The 17863-nt window shown below is 63.7% G+C and carries 22 protein-coding genes and 1 tRNA gene; 16 read left to right on the top strand and 7 right to left on the bottom strand.

Features of this window, described 5'->3' with window-relative positions:
• Window positions 1-11: 11 nt before the first annotated feature.
• Window positions 12-596 carry a hypothetical protein gene (locus tag FHW69_RS02610; RefSeq protein ID WP_183421452.1) on the bottom strand — a complete coding sequence of 195 codons (585 nt, stop codon included), beginning with the start codon at window positions 594-596 and terminating at the stop codon, window positions 12-14.
• Window positions 597-748: 152 nt separating this feature from the next.
• Here FHW69_RS02610 and FHW69_RS02605 point away from each other — a divergent pair, with 152 nt between their 5' ends.
• From FHW69_RS02605 to FHW69_RS02575, 7 genes are all read left to right on the top strand, one after another.
• Window positions 749-1243, top strand: a complete 495-nt coding sequence (locus FHW69_RS02605; protein ID WP_183421451.1) for a hypothetical protein — start codon at window positions 749-751, stop codon at window positions 1241-1243.
• Between the two features lie 12 nt (window positions 1244-1255).
• Window positions 1256-1603: a hypothetical protein gene (locus FHW69_RS02600; RefSeq protein WP_183421450.1), complete on the top strand. Its 348-nt coding sequence runs from the start codon at window positions 1256-1258 to the stop codon at window positions 1601-1603.
• Window positions 1604-1696: 93 nt separating this feature from the next.
• Window positions 1697-2380: a hypothetical protein gene (locus FHW69_RS02595; protein ID WP_183421449.1), complete on the top strand. Its 684-nt coding sequence runs from the start codon at window positions 1697-1699 to the stop codon at window positions 2378-2380.
• Window positions 2381-2481: 101 nt separating this feature from the next.
• Complete coding sequence (gene dusA, locus FHW69_RS02590) at window positions 2482-3462, top strand: tRNA dihydrouridine(20/20a) synthase DusA (protein ID WP_183421448.1); 981 nt, start codon at window positions 2482-2484, stop codon at window positions 3460-3462.
• Between the two features lie 77 nt (window positions 3463-3539).
• The gene (locus FHW69_RS02585; protein ID WP_183421447.1) at window positions 3540-3830 is read left to right on the top strand and encodes a PepSY domain-containing protein; all 291 of its coding nucleotides are present in this window, start codon (window positions 3540-3542) and stop codon (window positions 3828-3830) included.
• Window positions 3830-4522: a response regulator transcription factor gene (locus tag FHW69_RS02580; protein ID WP_183421446.1), complete on the top strand. Its 693-nt coding sequence runs from the start codon at window positions 3830-3832 to the stop codon at window positions 4520-4522. The genes FHW69_RS02585 and FHW69_RS02580 overlap by 1 nt, the downstream gene beginning before the upstream one ends.
• A gap of 86 nt (window positions 4523-4608) precedes the next feature.
• Window positions 4609-5991 carry an ATP-binding protein gene (locus tag FHW69_RS02575; RefSeq protein WP_255494488.1) on the top strand — a complete coding sequence of 461 codons (1383 nt, stop codon included), beginning with the start codon at window positions 4609-4611 and terminating at the stop codon, window positions 5989-5991.
• Window position 5992: 1 nt separating this feature from the next.
• Here the strand turns inward: FHW69_RS02575 and FHW69_RS02570 are convergent, their stop codons facing one another.
• Window positions 5993-6748, bottom strand: a complete 756-nt coding sequence (locus tag FHW69_RS02570) for a M90 family metallopeptidase (protein WP_343203951.1) — start codon at window positions 6746-6748, stop codon at window positions 5993-5995.
• A gap of 72 nt (window positions 6749-6820) precedes the next feature.
• On the bottom strand, window positions 6821-7186 hold the full coding sequence (locus tag FHW69_RS02565) for a hypothetical protein (protein WP_183421444.1): 366 nt from the start codon (window positions 7184-7186) through the stop codon (window positions 6821-6823).
• Between the two features lie 271 nt (window positions 7187-7457).
• Here FHW69_RS02565 and FHW69_RS02560 point away from each other — a divergent pair, with 271 nt between their 5' ends.
• From FHW69_RS02560 to FHW69_RS02545, 4 genes are all read left to right on the top strand, one after another.
• A complete protein-coding gene (locus tag FHW69_RS02560; protein ID WP_183421443.1) occupies window positions 7458-8441 on the top strand; it encodes a biotin--[acetyl-CoA-carboxylase] ligase in 984 nt (327 codons plus the stop codon).
• Complete coding sequence (locus FHW69_RS02555) at window positions 8438-9196, top strand: type III pantothenate kinase (RefSeq protein WP_183421442.1); 759 nt, start codon at window positions 8438-8440, stop codon at window positions 9194-9196. Before FHW69_RS02560 ends, FHW69_RS02555 begins: the two co-directional genes overlap by 4 nt.
• A gap of 52 nt (window positions 9197-9248) precedes the next feature.
• Complete coding sequence (locus FHW69_RS02550; protein WP_183421441.1) at window positions 9249-10019, top strand: SPOR domain-containing protein; 771 nt, start codon at window positions 9249-9251, stop codon at window positions 10017-10019.
• Window positions 10020-10054: 35 nt separating this feature from the next.
• Window positions 10055-10130, top strand: a tRNA-Thr gene (locus FHW69_RS02545).
• Between the two features lie 219 nt (window positions 10131-10349).
• Here FHW69_RS02545 and FHW69_RS02540 read toward each other — a convergent pair.
• Window positions 10350-11339 carry a DUF1028 domain-containing protein gene (locus tag FHW69_RS02540; protein ID WP_221195353.1) on the bottom strand — a complete coding sequence of 330 codons (990 nt, stop codon included), beginning with the start codon at window positions 11337-11339 and terminating at the stop codon, window positions 10350-10352.
• Between the two features lie 183 nt (window positions 11340-11522).
• On the opposite strand from FHW69_RS02540, the gene FHW69_RS02535 reads away from it, so the two are divergent.
• The 5 genes from FHW69_RS02535 to FHW69_RS02515 all read left to right on the top strand — a co-directional run bounded on the left by FHW69_RS02535 (window position 11523) and on the right by FHW69_RS02515 (window position 15115).
• Complete coding sequence (locus FHW69_RS02535) at window positions 11523-11924, top strand: DUF2809 domain-containing protein (protein WP_183421440.1); 402 nt, start codon at window positions 11523-11525, stop codon at window positions 11922-11924.
• A gap of 58 nt (window positions 11925-11982) precedes the next feature.
• Window positions 11983-12375 carry a rhodanese-like domain-containing protein gene (locus FHW69_RS02530; protein WP_183421439.1) on the top strand — a complete coding sequence of 131 codons (393 nt, stop codon included), beginning with the start codon at window positions 11983-11985 and terminating at the stop codon, window positions 12373-12375.
• 8 nt (window positions 12376-12383) lie between these two features.
• Complete coding sequence (rocF, locus tag FHW69_RS02525) at window positions 12384-13304, top strand: arginase (RefSeq protein WP_183421438.1); 921 nt, start codon at window positions 12384-12386, stop codon at window positions 13302-13304.
• Window positions 13305-13409: 105 nt separating this feature from the next.
• Entirely contained in the window at window positions 13410-14783 is a 1374-nt protein-coding gene (locus tag FHW69_RS02520; protein WP_183421437.1) for a tryptophan--tRNA ligase, read from the top strand.
• Window positions 14784-14785: 2 nt separating this feature from the next.
• Window positions 14786-15115, top strand: a complete 330-nt coding sequence (locus FHW69_RS02515) for a hypothetical protein (protein WP_183421436.1) — start codon at window positions 14786-14788, stop codon at window positions 15113-15115.
• A gap of 44 nt (window positions 15116-15159) precedes the next feature.
• On the opposite strand, the gene FHW69_RS02510 is transcribed toward FHW69_RS02515, so the two are convergent.
• The 3 genes from FHW69_RS02510 to FHW69_RS02500 form a co-directional block, all read right to left on the bottom strand.
• Complete coding sequence (locus FHW69_RS02510; protein ID WP_183421435.1) at window positions 15160-15621, bottom strand: DUF1456 family protein; 462 nt, start codon at window positions 15619-15621, stop codon at window positions 15160-15162.
• Window positions 15622-15738: 117 nt separating this feature from the next.
• Complete coding sequence (locus FHW69_RS02505; protein ID WP_183421434.1) at window positions 15739-16353, bottom strand: glutathione S-transferase; 615 nt, start codon at window positions 16351-16353, stop codon at window positions 15739-15741.
• 105 nt (window positions 16354-16458) lie between these two features.
• Window positions 16459-17844: a dihydrolipoamide acetyltransferase family protein gene (locus tag FHW69_RS02500; RefSeq protein WP_183421433.1), complete on the bottom strand. Its 1386-nt coding sequence runs from the start codon at window positions 17842-17844 to the stop codon at window positions 16459-16461.
• Between the last annotated feature and the right edge of the window lie 19 nt (window positions 17845-17863).

Here is a 17863-nt window from a genome sequence, read left to right as displayed (position 1 = left end):
CGCATCGTCATTCAGTGCGGTGCGCGCAGATAGCGCGCAAAGCCTGTGACCGGCTGTGTGTCTTCGGGAACGTCGTTCTTGAAACCCGGTTCGTATATCTCACCGGAGTAGACATATTCGTCAGGGTTGCAGCGCAGCTTCGAAAGCAATCGCCCGTTCTTCTCCACGAGCAGCCCTGCCTGCATGAAGCCGTCGCTGCCGCTCTGTGCCACGACGTTGTAGTACACCGTATATGTCGTCTGGCCGTTCTTCATGCGCACGAGAGACAGCGATCCTCTGAGGCCATCGCTCCGGGTATCTGTGGATGCATACGATGCGATGGGCGGGTCGCCTTCAGGAAACGAAAGCTCCAGATGTCCGGGCATGCCGAACCGGTAGGCAAGTGCGCCATAGCGATGTTCGCCTTTCTGGCGGGCGCAGACGGCCACGCTCTTTGCTTCTGTGTGGCAGGAGAACACGATCCGCTCGCCCGGCTCGCAAAGCGTTCCCGGAACGGGGCCGTCGTGGAAATAGTCCTGAGCCCTGGCCGCCGAGGACAGCAATGCAAGTGCAGCCCACACAGCGAGGCGGCCCCACGGTCTGATCGGTTTGCGCATTGTTTCCAGCCCCTGGCATCCGGTGCCACTGTGCCTGAATCGTGCTTGCGGCACGAGCGTTTCTTCCTGGCTTGCGCGCGCTTGCCGGGTTCAGCGAGGTCTTGCGGCGGGTCGCTCATCCATTCAAGCTTGCGCCACTACAGGGAGTGGCTATGGCCTTTGAATACAGCAAGGAAATTCGCGGTGCCCTGGACCCCGATACCCAGGCCACCGTGACGATTTGCCAGCGTTTCATGGATATCTATCCGCAACCCATGGAATACGTCATGGCGGGTCGAAAACTCCTCCTCATGTACGAAGAAGAAAGCGTGAAGCGGCCCATCGTGCTGAACGACGGCAGTTCCGCCGACACGCGCCAGGTGGTCGCCATCCACATGACCGACTGGGATATCCGTTGCGAGTTTGTGCATGAACTGCACCGCAGGTTGGGGACCGGGAGCAAAGGCCAGATGCGCATGCCCGAATACTGGGCGTACATCCGCGACTCATTCTTCGATTTTGAGCGCCGTGGCTACGGGAAAGATTATGAAGCCACGAAGAACTACATTGCCGATGGCGTGCGTGTTCTGTGGGGCGAGGGTGGCAAGTTCCCTGTGCCGCAGGTGGGGTACAAGGAGTGGTGGCCGGCAGGTGTGCTGAGCGGTTGATCGGGAGGGTGTGTGATAGCGCGACTTCTGTTTGCAGCAACATGCTTTCTTGTCACGGGCTCAGGCGTAGCGCAGACCTCTGCGCCCGATCCCGCGACGCTGTACGTCGTTGTGTTCCAGGCGACGGTCAATGCGTCGGGAAGAGCCGGGCAGATCGAGCTTTCGCGGGTCATAGATACCCGGCCTGGGGCGACTGCCCCGATGGCGTCCTTCATTCCGGACCAATACACCGCTGCGGCACGAACGATGCTGTTGCAACGAACGTATCCGACTGACTCGAAGCAGCTACTCGTTTATACGTTCTACGACCCGGCGCAGCCCGGACGGGTGGACATCAGTCCGGCGGCGAGCCGTCCGTAGCGCGTCGTCGACGACTTCACGCCTCGCTCAGTGGGGATGATTGCCTGTCGGTGGCGCGACAGATACGCTTCGTGCCCACAAGGGGACATTCAATTGAATAATTACGTTGCCGTACTTAAACGGGTAGGGACGGTTCTTATCGTCCTGGGCGCTGTCGACGTTGCTTACTTCACGTACTGCATCGCCACGGGGAAAAGCTACTCGTCCGGCTTCAATGTGTTCGCTATTCTGGCGGGCATCTTTTTATGGCGCGGCAATCTGGCAACCGCCCGGCTTGTCACCTGGCTTGCCGCATTTTTCCTCGTTTTAGCGATTGCCTCGGTCCCGGTGTATCTCTCGATCATGCCCAGGGACCTGGTGTGGTTGCAGTTCAGGCTCCAGTTCAGGTTCCAGCCGGGCGATACGCTTACCAGTTTTGTGATTGCGGCGCTGATTATCGCGCTTAGTGTGTGGGTTTATCTGCAACTCCGCTCTCCGGTGGTTATCCAGGCGCGCGCGGATGCGGGCAAGTCCACGTCGGCGCCAGTCAGCGCGTTGGTTGCCGCGATGGCGCTTTCGTCCGTTATGTTTTTTTTCCTGCACGCATTGTTCGGGGGCGAAAGCGGGAAAATGGCCATGGAGCTTGTAAGAGCCCAGTACGGTGATCAGTACCGATATGCCGTGCAATCGGTAAGTACAAAGAAATCCTTTGACACAAACGAAAGCTCCGTCACGGCAGTAGTGTTCGTCTACGACGATAAAGAAATCTCGACAGTGAACGTTAACTGGACGGAGTGAGCCAGCGCGCCCATCCCGGTGCGGGTTGCTCAGGGGGAGATCGTCCGGCGAGGGGCTGGATGCCGGGGCAGCCGTCGCACCGGGGCGGGTACAATGGGCGCATGTATCAACTCCATCAAAACGACTTCCGCCTTACCGTTGCCCCCATGCTGGACTGGACAGACCGTCACTGCCGGTATTTCCACCGGCTTCTGTCGCCTCACGCCCGGCTTTATACGGAAATGGTGACCAGCCCCGCGCTTGTACGCGGTGGGCAGCTGCGGTTGCTGGAGCATAGCCACGAGGAACACCCGGTGGCCTTGCAACTGGGCGGCAGTGATCCGGTGGAGCTGGCGCAGGCTGCCCGGATGGGCGCGGATGCGGGTTACGACGAGATCAACCTCAACGTGGGTTGTCCTTCCGATCGCGTGCAGTCGGGCAAGTTTGGCGCCTGCCTGATGCGTGAACCTTCGCTGGTGGCCGATTGCGTCCGCGCGATGGCGGAAGCCGTGGACGTGCCGGTGACAGTCAAATGCCGTATCGGAGTGGACGACCAGGACGAGTACGCCGACCTTCAGCACTTCACCGAACAGATGGTCGGGGCCGGCGTGCGCATCATGGTGGTGCATGCCCGGAAAGCGTGGCTGAAGGGTTTGAGCCCGAAGGAGAACCGGGAGATTCCGCCGCTGGATTATGAGCGGGTGTACCGACTGAAGCGGGAATTCCCGGAGCTGGTGATCGTCATCAACGGCGGCATCACCACCGTGGAAGCCGTGCGCGAGCATCTGGCGCAGGTCGACGGGGTGATGCTGGGCCGCAGCGCCTACCACGACCCCTACCTGCTGGCCCGGCTGGAAACGGAGCTTTACGGCGCGCCGCTGGTGGACCGGGCGACCATCCTGGAGCACATGCGCATCTATATAGAAGCCGAAATGGCCCGCGGCACGGCCCTCAAGCACATCACCCGGCACATTCTTGGCCTGTACCAGAATGAGCCGGGCGCTCGCGGATTCCGGCGCACGCTGAGCGAGGGTGCCCACCTTCCGGGGGCCGGTTGGGAGCTGGTGGAAGCGGCCATGGCACCCCTGCGGCAGGCCGCATGAGATTTGTTCAGGGGCAATTCAATTCAGCACGGCATGATCGACCGATTAGCCTGACGGTTCACGTGCCCGTACCAAACATGAAAATCACGTTTCGTCCGCTATTTTTCGCCGCGCTGCTGCTGGCTGGCGCGTCCGCCTGGGCCGGTTCGGACCAGGCGCTGACGCTGGAGCAGGCGGTGAGTAAAGTTCAGAAAGACACGGGGGGTAAGGTGCTGTCGGCGGATACGCGGCTCGTTGAGCGCGGCCGGATCACCGAATACCGGGTGAAGGTGCTCACATTGGATGGGCACGTTCGCGTGGTGCCCATCCGCTCAGAAACGGCCAAGATCCCGGATTCGACCGACCGGGACACTAAGGAGAAACATTGATGCGCATCCTTCTGGTAGAGGACGAAGCACCGCTGCGCGAAACCCTCGCCGCGCGCCTGAAGCGCGACGGCTTTGCGGTTGACGCCGCGCAGGACGGCGAAGAAGGCCTGTACCTCGGCCGGGAAGTACCGTTCGATCTGGCCATCATTGACCTGGGCCTGCCGAAGATGTCCGGCATGGATCTGGTCAAGGCCCTGCGTGAGCACGGCCAGCGCTACCCCATCCTCATCCTCACCGCTCGCAGCAGCTGGCAGGACAAGGTGGAAGGCCTCAAGCACGGTGCCGACGATTACCTGGTGAAGCCTTTCCACGTGGAAGAGCTGCTGGCGCGCATCAACGCGCTGGTACGCCGAGCCAGTGGCTGGTCCAAGCCGGTGCTTGCCTGTGGTCCCATCAAGCTGGACACCACGGCGCAGACGGTCACGGTGGAAGGTCGCCAGGTTGACCTCACCAGCTACGAGTACAAGGTGCTGGAATACCTGATGTTGCACGCGGGCGAACTGGTCTCCAAGGCCGACCTCACCGAGCACATCTATCAGCAGGACTTCGACCGCGATTCCAACGTGCTGGAGGTCTTCATCGGCCGCCTGCGCCGCAAGCTGGACCCGGAAAGCGCGCTCAAGCCCATCGAAACCGTGCGCGGTCGCGGTTACCGCTTTGCTATCCCGCGCAACGAGGCGGAAGAGGATTGATTCCTCCCGGCGCACACCGGCGTCAGCTGTGACGCCGGTCGCTGGTGTGCCGGCACAAAGCAATGCAAGCTAGCCCAAGCATGGACATGCCTACTCTTCCCAAGCGCCCCCGGCCGCTCTCTCTCGCGGCGCGCGCGGCGCTGGCCACGGGCTTTGCGCTGGCCGCCTTTCTGGGCCTGACGGGTCTTGCCCAGAACAAGGCGAACTACGCCAGTGAGTTGAGCGCCATGCACGACAGGCTGCACAACTACGTTATCGCCTACATCACGGGCACCGACATCACCCGTGCCGGCAAGGTCACCACACCAGACAGCCAGCCCAACCCGGACTTCTCGCGTCCGGGCTCGGGCCTCTACGCGATCATCGTGGGCAACGACGGGTTTCGCTGGGAGTCTGCGTCGGCGCTGGGGCGCGATTTTGATTTCGTGCGCATGCTGGAACCGGGCCAGACCTCGTTTGAGCCGGTGGAAACCCGCAGCGGGCGTCTTTACGTTTTCAGTTACGGTGTGTCGCTGGACAGCACCGAGAAGCGCTCTGTCCCGCTGACGTTCGCGGTTGCACAGACCGAAGACCAGTTCGAGAGGCAGGTGGCCACGTACCGGCGCACACAGTTTCTGTGGCTGGCGATGCTGGGCATGATGCTCATGCTGTTGCAGCTGTTCCTGCTGCGCTGGAGCCTGCTGCCGTTGCGTCGGGTTTCCAGCGATCTGGCGCATATCGAACGTGGCAGCCGCGATCACCTGGATGGGCCGTACCCGGTGGAACTCACTGTACTGACCCGTCGCCTCAATGCGTTCATCGACAGCGAGCGCGAGCAGCGCACGCGTTATCGAGACACGCTGGCCGATCTGGCGCACAGCTTGAAAACGCCGCTGGCGGTCATTCGTTCGCAACTCGAATCGTCGCCAGACGGCGCACAGTTGCGCGAAGACCTGGTGGACCAGGTGCGCCGCATGGATGAGCTGGTGGCCTATCAGTTGTCGCGTGCGGCGACGTCGGGACGCCAGACCTTTGCGTCGGCCGTTGCGCTTGCCGGCCACGCGGAGGACCTGGTGCAGAGCCTTGAGAAGGTCTATGCCGCGAAGAATGTGCTGTGCGAGTTTGAAATTGACGAAGGCGCCGCTTTCCCCGGCGAGCAGGGCGACTTGCTGGAGCTGATGGGCAACCTGGTGGAGAACGCCTTCAAGTGGGCCCAGCACCGCGTATTGCTCACCGCGCGAACGGTAGGGAAGGGCAATGGCCGTAGCGGCCTGCTGCTCATCGTGGAAGACGATGGCCCCGGCATTGCCGACGACAAGGTTCAGCGCGTGCTGCAACGTGGCGTACGCGGCGACGAACGCGTGCAGGGCCACGGTATCGGCCTGTCCATCGTGCAGGACATCGTCAAGGCTTATCAGGGCGAGATGCAGGTTGACCGCTCTGAAGAGCTGGGTGGTGCCCGCTTCACCGTGCGCATTCCGCCCGGCTGATTCAGGGCTTGTCGTAGTACAGCGAAAGCAGCCGCGCCACGGCCGGTTCGGCTTCGGCCAGTCGCTCCGGGTTCGAGAAATGCAGCTCGCTGGTCACCGCGAAGTATTCTTCCGGTGCTTCGGCGGCATACGGATCAATGTGCGTGTGATGGCCGCGCTGCACGTCGCGCGACAGCCGGTCGAATCCGCGCTGCATGGTTTCGATCCACTCGCGTCGGCGAATGGTCGGCGGTAACGGGGGCACGCCACTGGCGTGACCGGCCAGCATGTCCAGCTTGTGCGCCATCTCGTGCACGATGACGTTATAGCCATCGTGCGGCGCTTCGAGATCCAGCGCCACGTCGTTCAACGACAGCACCAGCGGACCACGTTCCCATGCCTCGCCGATGAGCGTGTCATCGTGCTCGTGCACCACGCCCGCGCGGTCGTGATGATTGCGCCGCACGCTGAATTGCCCGGGATACACGATGACATTGGTCCAGCCGTCCAGCGCCCTGGCGCTCTTGTTCAGAACGGTAAGGCACGCCTGCATCGCAATCACCAGCCGCCAGTAGTCATCGAGTTCAGCACCCGCTACCGGATGGAAGCGTTTGCGATGCAGGAACAGCGTGGCCAGTTCTCGCAGTTTCGCCTGCCTGGCTGGCGGGAGTTCGCGCGCCAGTGGCACGCGCGACAACGCGTGACGCCAGAGGGCGTCATCAATCGGTACGGGCGGTTTCTGAAAGCGCTGGAAGAAACGACGGAGACGTTCGATCACGCGAGGGAAGTCGAGATGCGCTTGCGCGCGATCATCCCGGTATCGGGCCGCGGCCGATCAAACCCAAGTGGGTCAGAGCATCGCGCCCGGAAGCAGGGACTGCCAGCTGGGGTTCTGCGAACGTGCCGTGGGTGCTGGTGCGCTGTCGCGCCCGTTGTCATCGCCATCAACGCCCGACGGTACAGAAGGGTTGCCGATGCGCTGGTTGGCGCTGGCGCGGCTGGACATCACGTCGCCGCTGTCGCGGCCGCGTCCACCCTGATTGCCACGGGTGTTGCCACCGTCGAAACGGTCGGACCCGTTGCCTTCAAAATGGGACGCCGCAGCGCTCCCGCTCAGCGAGAGCAGGTTGCCTGTCAGGTCGACGCCTTGTGCCGCAACGGTGCCCGTGGCACCGACGACGCACAGCAGCGCGAACACTTGGGTTCTGGCGTTCATCGGGAATACCCCTAAATAGTCCCGGGGGGACAACCGATCCTCCCAGAAACTTTCGGCCCTCGCCAGTGCCAGGAGCTGCGAAATGCGCATTTCGCATATTAATGTCGAAAGATCATGTGCTTAGGTGGTGCCCAAAGCCATATTCGGGGTTGCCGGGGGCGTATGGCTGGCATGGTTTATGGGCGCAGGCGGTCGCACTGGCCTAAAATCGGCCGATGCGCCTCATCCAAACCTACCTGATTGCCTGTCCCCACGCGGTTGGCCGTACCTGATGCTGGCCCGCGATCTTCTTGAAGCCCTCGCCGGGGGCGAGGCCGTGTCTGGCGCCGCGCTGGCGCGACAGGCTGGCGTGACCCGCGCTGCGGTATGGAAGCAGATCGAGTCGCTTCGTCTCAAAGGCGTGCCGGTGGAAGCGCGAGTGGGCGGCGGCTACCGTTTGCCATGGCGTACGGAGCTGCTGGAGGCCGCAAGCATCCGTGCCCAGCTTCCGCCGGAACTTGCGCACGATCTTGGGCTGCTGGAAGTGCATTGGGACATTGATTCCACTTCCAGCGAATTGCAGCGCCGCCAGCACACGCTGGACGACAACAGCATCGTCATCGGCGAGATGCAGTCGGCGGGACGGGGCAGGCGTGGTCGCCCGTGGTTGTCGCCGCCGGGCATGAATCTTTATCTGTCGATGCTTAAGCGCTTCGACAATGGTTTTGCTGCAATGAGTGGCCTGTCCCTGGCCGTGGGTGTCATCCTGATGCGCACGCTGGACGACCTGGGTGTGCGCACGGCGGGCCTCAAGTGGCCCAACGATGTGCTTGCAGGAAACGCCAAGCTCGCGGGCATTCTGGTGGAATTGAGCGGTGAATACCTTGGGCCGTGTTCGGCCATCATCGGCATCGGCGTCAACATCCGCCTGCCTGACTCACTGCACGAACTTGCCGAACAGCCCATTACCGATCTGGCCGCCTTGCGTGGTGGTGAACCACCCGGTCGCAACCTCGTGGCGGCCACGCTGATCCGCCATCTGGTGGATGGCCTGCGTGCATTCGAGCGCCACGGCTTCGCCGGTTTCGTTGACGACTACGCGCAGTACGACCTTCTGAAAGGCGAGCCGCTGCGCATCTTTGGTGCACAGAACGAGTTCACTGGCACAGGCGATGGCGTGGATGCGCGCGGTGCACTTCGTGTCATTCGTGATGACGGACAGGCCGTGGCCATTGATAGCGCGGACGTTTCCGTGCGCAAACAGGGACGGCCATGATCCTCCTGCTCGACCTCGGAAATACCCGCCTGAAATTTGCGCTGCTGGAAGGTGACACCTTCGTGCAGCGGGGCGCGCTGGCCTGGGATGCGGACATCGCACGCGAGCTTGCTGAGGTCTGGCATGCCTGGCCCACGCCTTCCCGTGTGGTCGGCGCATCGGTCGTAGATGCGGAGCGCGAAGCGCTGTTGTCCGATGCCGCACGCGATGCTTTTGCGTTGCCCGTGCAATGGGTACGTTCGCCGATGCAGGCTTGCGGTGTCACCAGTGCTTATGCCGAGCCGCAGCGGCTTGGTGTGGACCGCTTCCTCGCGATGGTGGATGCCAAAGCGAGTGGCCGTGTGCCCTGTGTGCTTGCGAGTATCGGCACGGCACTGACGCTGGATGCGCTGACGGCAGACGGGCAGCATCTGGGTGGATGGATTGCGCCAGGTCCGCTGCTGATGCAGCAATCCGTATTGGGTGCCACCGTGCAGGTGCGACCCTCGCAGCCTGGCCTGGTGCGTGATCTTGCCGACAACACGGCCGACGCGCTGGTCTCCGGTTGCTGGCAGGCAGCGGCCGCGCTGATTGATCGTTTTGTATCGCGTACTACCGAAGCGTTGGGTGGCTCGCCGACCGTGACGCTGGGTGGGGGAGATGCCGACGTGCTGGCGCCGCTGCTGGATCATGAGGTTACCCTCGTACCCGACACCGTGCTTCGCGGTCTGGCTGTGTGGGCAGCCACGCATTCCACGGGCGGCGATTCGCTCTAGAATTCACGCCGTTCGCGGGCCGTCGGCCCGACGTCGTCTGCAAAGGCCTTCGATGCTTCCTCGCCTGCTGTTTGTTTTGCTGATCGCGCTGAACATCGCTGTCGCCGCCTGGCTGTGGCTGGGCGACAGCGGCGTGCACGCGGTCGACCCCACGGACAAGGGTGTGCCGAAACTGCGCCTGCTCGCAGAAGTGCCGACGACAGCGCCGACGCCCGCAGAGGCTGTGTCGGTACGGGCGCCAGTGGCTCCGGTGGTGGTTCCCCCGCCTGCAAAACCTCCTGCGCCTGCACCTGTGGTTCCTGCCAAAGAGCCCCCGACGCCCGCCAGGCCTGCTTCGGTAGCAGACGCCAGCGAGAGCCCCAAGCGCACCTACCGCTGCCTCGCGCTGGGTCCGTTCGCCACCCAGGCCGACATGCACGCGGCGCGTACGGCGCTGGCGCCCCGTGCGGCCCGCATGCGTTCGCGGCAGGAACAGACCAGCCAGTCACGCGGCTGGCGCGTGTTTCTGCCGGCGTACTCCACGCGCGACCAGGCGCTGGCCATGGCGCGCAAGCTGGAAGCCCGTGGCGTGAAAGACTATTTCGTGGTCACCGCAGGGGACCAGCAGAACACCGTGGCGCTTGGTCTTTTCCATGACCCGGCCAACGCCCGCAAGCGCCGCGACGAAGTCGCCGCCCAGGGCTTTCCGGCCCTGATGGCCGAACGCACCGAAACCACGCCCGTCTGGTGGCTGGACATGGTCGTGCCCGAAGACGCGCCGTTCGACTGGAAGCGCACCGTCCGCACCCCCGGCGTGTCCTCCCGCAACACGGGCTGTTTCTGAGGCCGGCTGCATCCTGCTAGAATCGCCGCCCTGATGCCGGCATAGCTCAGTTGGTAGAGCAACCGCCTTGTAAGCGGTAGGTCCCCAGTTCGAATCCGGGTGCCGGCACCACGTGATGATCCAGCGACACCCAGACAGGCCGGGGTACCTTGCAATGGCAAGGGTTCCGGCCTTTTTTGTGTCCTGCCCGGGCGACAGGTGGCAGGGTGCCTGATCGGGTTTTCCCGGCTGCTCCGTATGCCAGGTCGATGGAAACCTCGTAATGCGCGAGGAGAACCACGTGCATCCGTGGTTGTGGCGGATTTAGTCGTTTGAATGACGCGGGATGGATCAGGGTTTTCTCCACGACTCAAACAGCGCGTCCCCGTGGAGGGGTGCGTAAAGGTCGTCTTTCAGCTCGATCTGGCCCCATACGGGGCTAAGGGATACGAAGACGGCGAGATAGTCGCGTGCGCGATCCTTGTCGCCCATGGTCATGGCCAGGCGCGCGGCGCGTCGCCAGATGCGGTCCCATCCGTGACTCAGGTGCAGGGCCTGTGCAACAGAGGCGCGGGCAAGATCGTTCGTACCTTTTTGGGCCTGATGTTCCGCGCGGATCATGGCGTCCAGCGCGTAGTGCTGGTCCAGGAGCTGCCGGAGATCCCTGACGGGCTCGGTGGCGGCATCGACGCGCAGGTCGATGTCTTGCCAGGCGCCGTCCGTGGTTCGCACCAGCAGTGCGGCCGACCGTTTTCCTATGGTCTGCCCGCCCGCGTCCTGACCGGCTTCCAGGCTCGCCATCAGGCGCTCTGCCAGTGTTCCGGTGGACGACAGGAAGGTCTGCTTCATGGCGGCGACGACCTGCTCTCCTGCCAGTCCGTTGCCTTGAATGGCATAGCCATCACCATGCAGGGCACCCGCCCAGGTGGAACTGAGCGCCTCTGTGCCCGAATACGTGGCTGACCGCCCCCTCGCATCGACGATGCCGACCTGTCGTTCCGCAATCGTGGAGCCATCGAAGTTGCCATCCCCGTCGAGGAGCAGCTGAAGGGTCGCGTCGGGCGACTTGCCCGACGACAGCAGCGCCAGCCCTTTGGGGCCATAGGTGGGATTGGTCTCAAATTGCGACACGAGCGCCCCCACGCGTGCCTGGGCATAGGGAACGCTGGCGCCGACGGCCAGATTGTTTGTCGCGACGGCCACTCCGCAATTGCCGTTGCGATCGCAGGCCACGATGGAGAACGTCGCGAATGCCATGGAAGGAATGATGGCCAGCAAGACGAGGCCGCAAAGTTGCAACACGCGGATGAGGGCGTTTCTGGCTGGACGTCTGTTGGGCATGGGTGTCCCCTTCGCGAGTGCCTCGCCGTGGCGGCTGTCGGCTGGCAGGTTCGATGCGTGAACCGCGCAAAGGGTTGCGGGCGGGGAGCGCCGTTTGCCTGGTGTCCCGGGTGCGTCGCCGTCGCGCCTCCCGTCTGCCCCAAAGTTCGTCCAGACTGCCCGGATACTTTCAAGCGGCTTTCCATGAGACATCCACGCCATCGCCTCGTCTGCGCAGCAGCCGTCCTCCTGACCATCGCTGCCGGTCTGGCTTCGCGCCGCTTTCCGGACGCGCTTCCTGCCGTGCTTGGCAAATATCCCGGCGACGCGCTGTGGGCGCTGATGGTGTATTTCGGATACGGCATGCTTTTCCCGTGCGCATCCGCGCTGCGTATCGCGGGTCTTGCGATGGCCACGTCCGTGGCCATCGAATGCCTGAAGCTGTGGCAGGAGCCGTGGATGGTCGCCGTGCGTCATTCCACGCTGGGCCATCTGGTGTTCGGGCACGCGTTCTCGTGGCAGAACCTTCTGGCATACGCCATCGGTGTCGGCATGGGGCTGCTGATCGAAGTGTGTGTTGCGGCCCGCCTTGCCGTGAAGGCATGACGGCATCCTCTTGCGCACTGCAACGTGGCTGTCCGACGCCCCGATGTACACTCGGGAAATGATTCGTCCACGTCATGTCCCCCTCATCCTCGCGTTGATCGTGCCTTTCGGGGCGTTTGCGCAGGATGTATCGCGTGCCGAACTGGCCGAACGGCAAAGTCATCATGAAGCCCCCTTGCTGCTGGATGTGCGCACGCCTGCGGAGTATCGGGACGGGCACATCGCCGGTGCCCTGAACGTACCTGTGGACGAAGTGGCCGCGCGACATGGCGTGCTTGGCATACCGCGGGATCGCGAACTGGTGGTGTACTGCAAGTCGGGCAAGCGCGCCGCGCGAGCGCGCGACACGCTTCAATCACTCGGATACACCCGTGTCCGCCTGCTGGAAGGCAGTGCGGATGCATGGCGCGCCGATGGCCGTCCCCTGGTCGTTGAACGTCCCTCACCCTGAGAACATCTATGAGTCCTGTAACCCGTTCGGTCGCCATCGTTGGCGCACCTACCGACATCGGCGCCGGTCATCGCGGCAGTTCCATGGGCCCTGAGGCCCTGCGCGTGGCGAACCTGGGCGCGCGTCTGGCAAAGCGCGGCATGCATGTGGTCGATCGCGGCAATCTTTCCGGCCCGCTGAATCCCTGGCTGCCGCCCACGGATGGCTACCGGCACCTGGAGGAAGTGGTCGCGTGGAACACCTCCGTATACGAGGCGGTTTACGCGGAACTGTGCGAAGGAAACCTGCCCATCATGCTTGGCGGCGATCATTGCCTTGCCATCGGTTCCATCGCTGCCGTGGCGCGGCATTGCCGCGAGAAGGGCACGAAGCTCAGGGTCATCTGGCTGGATGCCCACGCGGACTTCAACACAAGCCAGATCACTCCCTCAGGCAACATCCATGGCATGCCGGTGGCCTGTCTGTGCGGTTACGGTCCCGATGCCCTGACCTCGCTGGGGGGCACCACGCCGGCGACGTCGCCGGAGGTGTTCCGGCAGATTGGCATCCGTTCGGTAGACGAGGGCGAGAAGCGTCTGGTCCACGATGTGGGCGTGGATATCTACGACATGCGCTATATCGACGAAATCGGAATGAAAGCCGCGATGGAAGAAGCGCTGGCCGATATCGACGACAACACCCACGTGCATGTCAGCTTCGATGTCGATTTTCTGGACCCGTCGATTGCTCCCGGCGTCGGCACCACCGTGCGCGGTGGCCCGAACTACCGCGAAGCGCAGCTGTGCATGGAAATGATCGCGGACACCGGCCGCGTGGGCTCACTGGACATCGTCGAGCTGAATCCTGCATTCGACAAAAAGAACCAGACCGCCCGCCTGGCGGTGGATCTGGTGGAGTCGCTGTTCGGCAAATCGACCCTGATGCGCTGAACCGGCAACCAGGCGCGACCGTGACTTCCTGCCGCAGGGCAGATGCGGCGCGGTCGCGCCGGGCGAGCTAGACTGGAAGGGTTACCCGCCAGTCCAAGACCCGTCATGCAAACTCGTGTACTCACCGGCATTACCACCACCGGCACCCCGCACCTGGGCAACTACGTGGGCGCGATCCGCCCCGCGATCGAAGCCAGCCGCGACCCGACGGTCGATGCCTTTTACTTCATGGCCGACTACCACGCGCTGATCAAGAGCGACGATCCGGCGCGCATCGAGGCCTCGCGCCTGCAGATTGCGGCGACCTGGCTGGCGGGTGGCCTGGACCCGAATCACGCCACGTTCTACCGGCAGTCGGACATCCTGGAAGTGCCCGAGTTGATGTGGCTGCTGACCTGTGTGTCTTCCAAGGGCATGCTCAACCGTGCGCACGCATACAAGGCAGCGGTCGACAAGAACACGGAAGCGGGCGAAGACGCCGATGCGGGCGTGACCGCCGGCCTGTACATGTATCCGGTGCTGATGGCCGCAGACATCCTCGCGTTCAACGCGAACAAGGTACCGGTGGGCCGCGATCAGATTCAGCACATCGAAATGGCGCGCGACATCGCGCAGCGTTTCAATCATATCTATGGCCGCGAATTCTTCGTGCTGCCCGAAGCGCACATCGAAGAACAGGTGGCAACGCTGCCGGGCCTGGATGGCCGCAAGATGTCCAAGAGCTACGACAACACGGTGCCGCTGTTCGAGGGTGGGGCCAGGCGTTTGCGCGAAACGATCATGCGCATCGTCACGGACTCGCGTCTGCCCGGCGAGCCGAAGGACACCGACGATTCAGCGCTGTTCACCATCTTCAAGGCGTTTGCCACGCCCGCCGAGTCGGCCGCGTTCGCCGAGGCGCTGAAGGGTGGCCTTGGCTGGGGCGAAGCGAAGCAGGTCCTGTTCGAGCGCGTGGAAGCTGACGTTGCGCCGATGCGCGAACGTTACGACGCGCTGATGGCGCGTCCTGATGACATCGAAGACATCCTGCTGGCCGGTGCCGTGAAGGCTCGCGCCATCGCTGCGCCGCTGGTTTCCACACTGCGTGATGCCGTTGGTCTGCGCAGCGCGAAGCACCGTCCGGTGGTGCAGGCTCAGCCCAGGGTGGCTGCAACGGCGGCGTCGAAGGCACGTTCGCCGCGTTTTGCCAGCTTCCGCGAAGTCGATGGAAGCTTCCGCTTCCGTCTGTTTGCAGTGGATGGCGAAGAGCTGCTGTTGTCAGCGAATTTCGCTGATCCGAAGGCGGCAGGTGCCGTGCGTCAGCGCCTGGGGTCGATGGGTGGCGCGGCCGCTGTCGTGGAGTCGCAGGGCGATCACCTGGCGCTGTTGCTGGATGGCCAGGTGGTGGCTACCAGTCCTGCCCATCCGGATGAAGTGCTGCGTGCAGCGGCCGTGGTGCGCCTGCGCGAAGCGCTGGATGCGCTGGCGGCAGCCGAATAACCATGCGCTTCCTCGCCCTTCTTCTGCTGGCGCCCTGGCTGCTGATTCTGGCCTGGGCGTACTGGTCGTATCCGAAATCGTTGATCGTCAACGGCACCCGTCGCGCGTTCGACGTGCTGGCGCTGCTGGCCGCTGCCTTGTTGTCCGTGCAGTTGACGGTGCTGGCGTTCGATTCGGTGGAGATCAGGCAGGTGGGGCAGTTTGGCCCGGAGAGTGGCGGCATCTGGAAGCAGGTGATCCCGGCACTTTATGCGTACGGCGGCTTCGTGGCCGTACTGGCTGCGGCGTTGTTGATCCGCCATCTTGTATGGCGTCGCCGCAAGCCTGAATAACGACCTCTGGGGAGCGAGCTTGCTCGCTCCCACCGGCAGGCCGATCAGCCGCGCAGGCGCAGCGTCAGGCCCTTGAGGAAGTTGCGCAGGAACTGATCGCCGCAGAGGCGGAAGTTGGCGTGCTTGGGCTGGCGGAAGAGGGCATTCATTTCCTGCTTGGACACCGGGAAGCCGGCGGCCTGCATGATCTCGTGCAGATCGACGTCCTTCAGTTCAAACGCCACGCGCAGCTTCTTCAGCACAACGTTGTTGTTGATGCGCTTTTCCACAGGACGCGGAGGCTGGCTCTCGTCGCGGCCGCGGCGCTGGATGATAAGGCCATCCAGGAAGTGCGCCATCGTTTCGTCGGAGCAGGGCTTGAAACCTTCCTCGTCTTCTTTGCGCAGCCACGCATTCACGTCGGCAACCTCGACCGTCTTGCCGGTGAGGCCGATGATCTGGACCACGTGCTGGTCGGCAAGGTCGAGCATGTAGCGAATGCTACGGAGGGTGTCGTTGTTGAGCATGGTCGATCCGGGGAAGGGCGTAAGGGATGTCCACTGCGCGCGCGGCGGTGTCATGCCGCGCGGGTGGCCAGCCGCTCATGATACGCCGCGCCCGCCTCTGGCGCTGCGATGCCGGGATTACTCGGCCGGGGTGCTCTCGAATTCCGGTAGCGCCTCGGCCCGTGCGGAGAATGCCGCGAGGCGCGGATAGCGCTCGGCGTGCAGGTATTCGGACAGATAGTCCTTTGAAAAGCGCCAGGCGGTGACGGTGGTGATGTCCGCCAGCATCGGACGCTGGCCGAAAAGCCAGCCAGGCGCGTCGCCGAGTTCGTTTTCCAGTGCGGCGTAAACACCGTGCAACTGGCCTTCGGCGCGGTCCAGCCAGGGCTGATGACGCTTGTCGTCAGGGCGCTTGTTGAGTTCGTAGTAGATCTGGACGGCTTTCTCGGCCGCGATCTGAGCCAGGCCCACGATGCGAAGTGACCGGGCCACCTCCCCGATATCGGCAGGCGTGAGGCGGCGCTCGGGCAGCGCCAGGCGTTCCAGGTAGTCGAGGATCAGGCTGGAATCCATCAGCACCACGCCGTCGTCGGTCACGAAGCTCGGTGCTTTCACCGCCGGGTTGATGGCGGCAAACGCGTCGTAGTCGCGGAAGACCGAAAGCGCTTCATGCGTGAAAGGCAGTCCCATGAACTTGCAACTGACCGCTACGCGACGGACGAAGGGGGAGTCGAGCATGCCGATCAGACGCATGGGAACCTCTTGGGATGAGATGAACGAGCGGGCTTGCCCGCGATGGCAACAAAAAAGCCCCGGTCGCGCAAGCGCCGGGGCGTTTGGTTTCGCTTCGCGCAACGCTTAGTTCGGCAGGCCCAGATCGTCGATCATGGCCTTGAGGAAGCGTGCTGCTTCACCGCCGGTGGCTGCGCGGTGATCGAAGGTGAGCGACAGCGGCATGCGGCGGTGCACTTCGATGCCACCCATCACGGCGACCACGTCGTGGCTGAGCTTGCCTGCGCCGATGATGGCGACGGTCGGCGGTACGACAACCGGCGTCGCGTAGCGACCAGCAAACATGCCGAAGTTCGACAGGCTGATGGTGTAGCCGGACAGTTCCGAGGCCGGAATGCTGCGATCTTCCACCTGCGAGCGCAGACGCTTGATCGCGGCACGCACACCGGCGCCATCCAGCACGTCGGCATTGCGCAGGGCGGGCACGAACAGGCCGTCGTCGGTATCCACGGCGATGCCGATGTCCACGTGCGGGTGCAGCGTGCGGGTCAGGTTCTTGCCGTCAAACCACGCATTGAGAGCCGGTACGGTCTTGCAGGCGGCAACGATGGCGCGGATCAGGCGGGCCGTGATGTCCTGCTTGCCGATCCAGGCGTGCAGGTCAGCGTCGTCGACGATGGTGGTGGGCACGACGTTGGCATGAGCCTCGGCCATGACGCGCGCCATGTTGCGACGGACGCCCTTCAGCTGCTCCGGCTGGCCCATGGCCTGCGAACCCGGAGGCGACGTGCGCACCGGCTTGCCGGCGAGCGAGACGGGCGTGCGCGTCGGGGCGGGGCCCGGTTCCGGCAGCGTGGGTGCAAGGTGCTGGGCGGCAGCGGAGCGCACCGGGGCAGAGCCCGCGGCGGCCGAGCCGTTGGCAGCGGCGTCCTTCACATCCTTCAGCGTGATCACGCCGCCTGCGCCCGAGGGCGACACGCGGGTGATGTCGATCTTCAGCTTCTTCGCCAGTGCACGAACGGCCGGCACGGCCTTCACGCCACCGATGGTGCTGACCTGTTCGGTGTGCACGTGGTTGCCGCTGACCATGGCGCCAACCACGGTACCTTCGTCTTCGCGGTCGGGCTTGGTGCCGTTGGATTCGATTTCGCCGCCGTCGTCCGACGCGATGACCTTGCTGGCGTCGTCCGGAGCCTGGCTGCCGACGCTCTTCTTCGGGCCATGGTGATGGCCCGTGGATTCGGCTTCAGCGCGCTGCTTTGCGTTGGGGTCGATCTCGATGTCGACGACTTCCGAACCGGTGTCGATGATGTCGCCGGCAGCGCCGTACAGCTTCGTGACCTTGCCCGAGTACGGGGAGGGCACGTCGACGACGGCCTTGGCGGTTTCCATCGACACCAGCGGTGCGTCGAGCTTGATCGTGTCGCCTACCTTGACGTGCCACTCGACGATGGTTGCGTCGGGCAGGCCTTCGCCGAGGTCGGGCAGGTGAAAGGTTTTAATGTCGGCCATGGTGGTCGGTTCCGTAAGA

Origin of the sequence: Luteibacter sp. Sphag1AF (genome assembly GCF_014192715.1) — a bacterium.
GTDB lineage: Bacteria > Pseudomonadota > Gammaproteobacteria > Xanthomonadales > Rhodanobacteraceae > Luteibacter.
The sequence above is the reverse complement of the archived record's forward strand: the minus strand, read 5'-3'. Positions and strand labels throughout refer to the sequence as shown.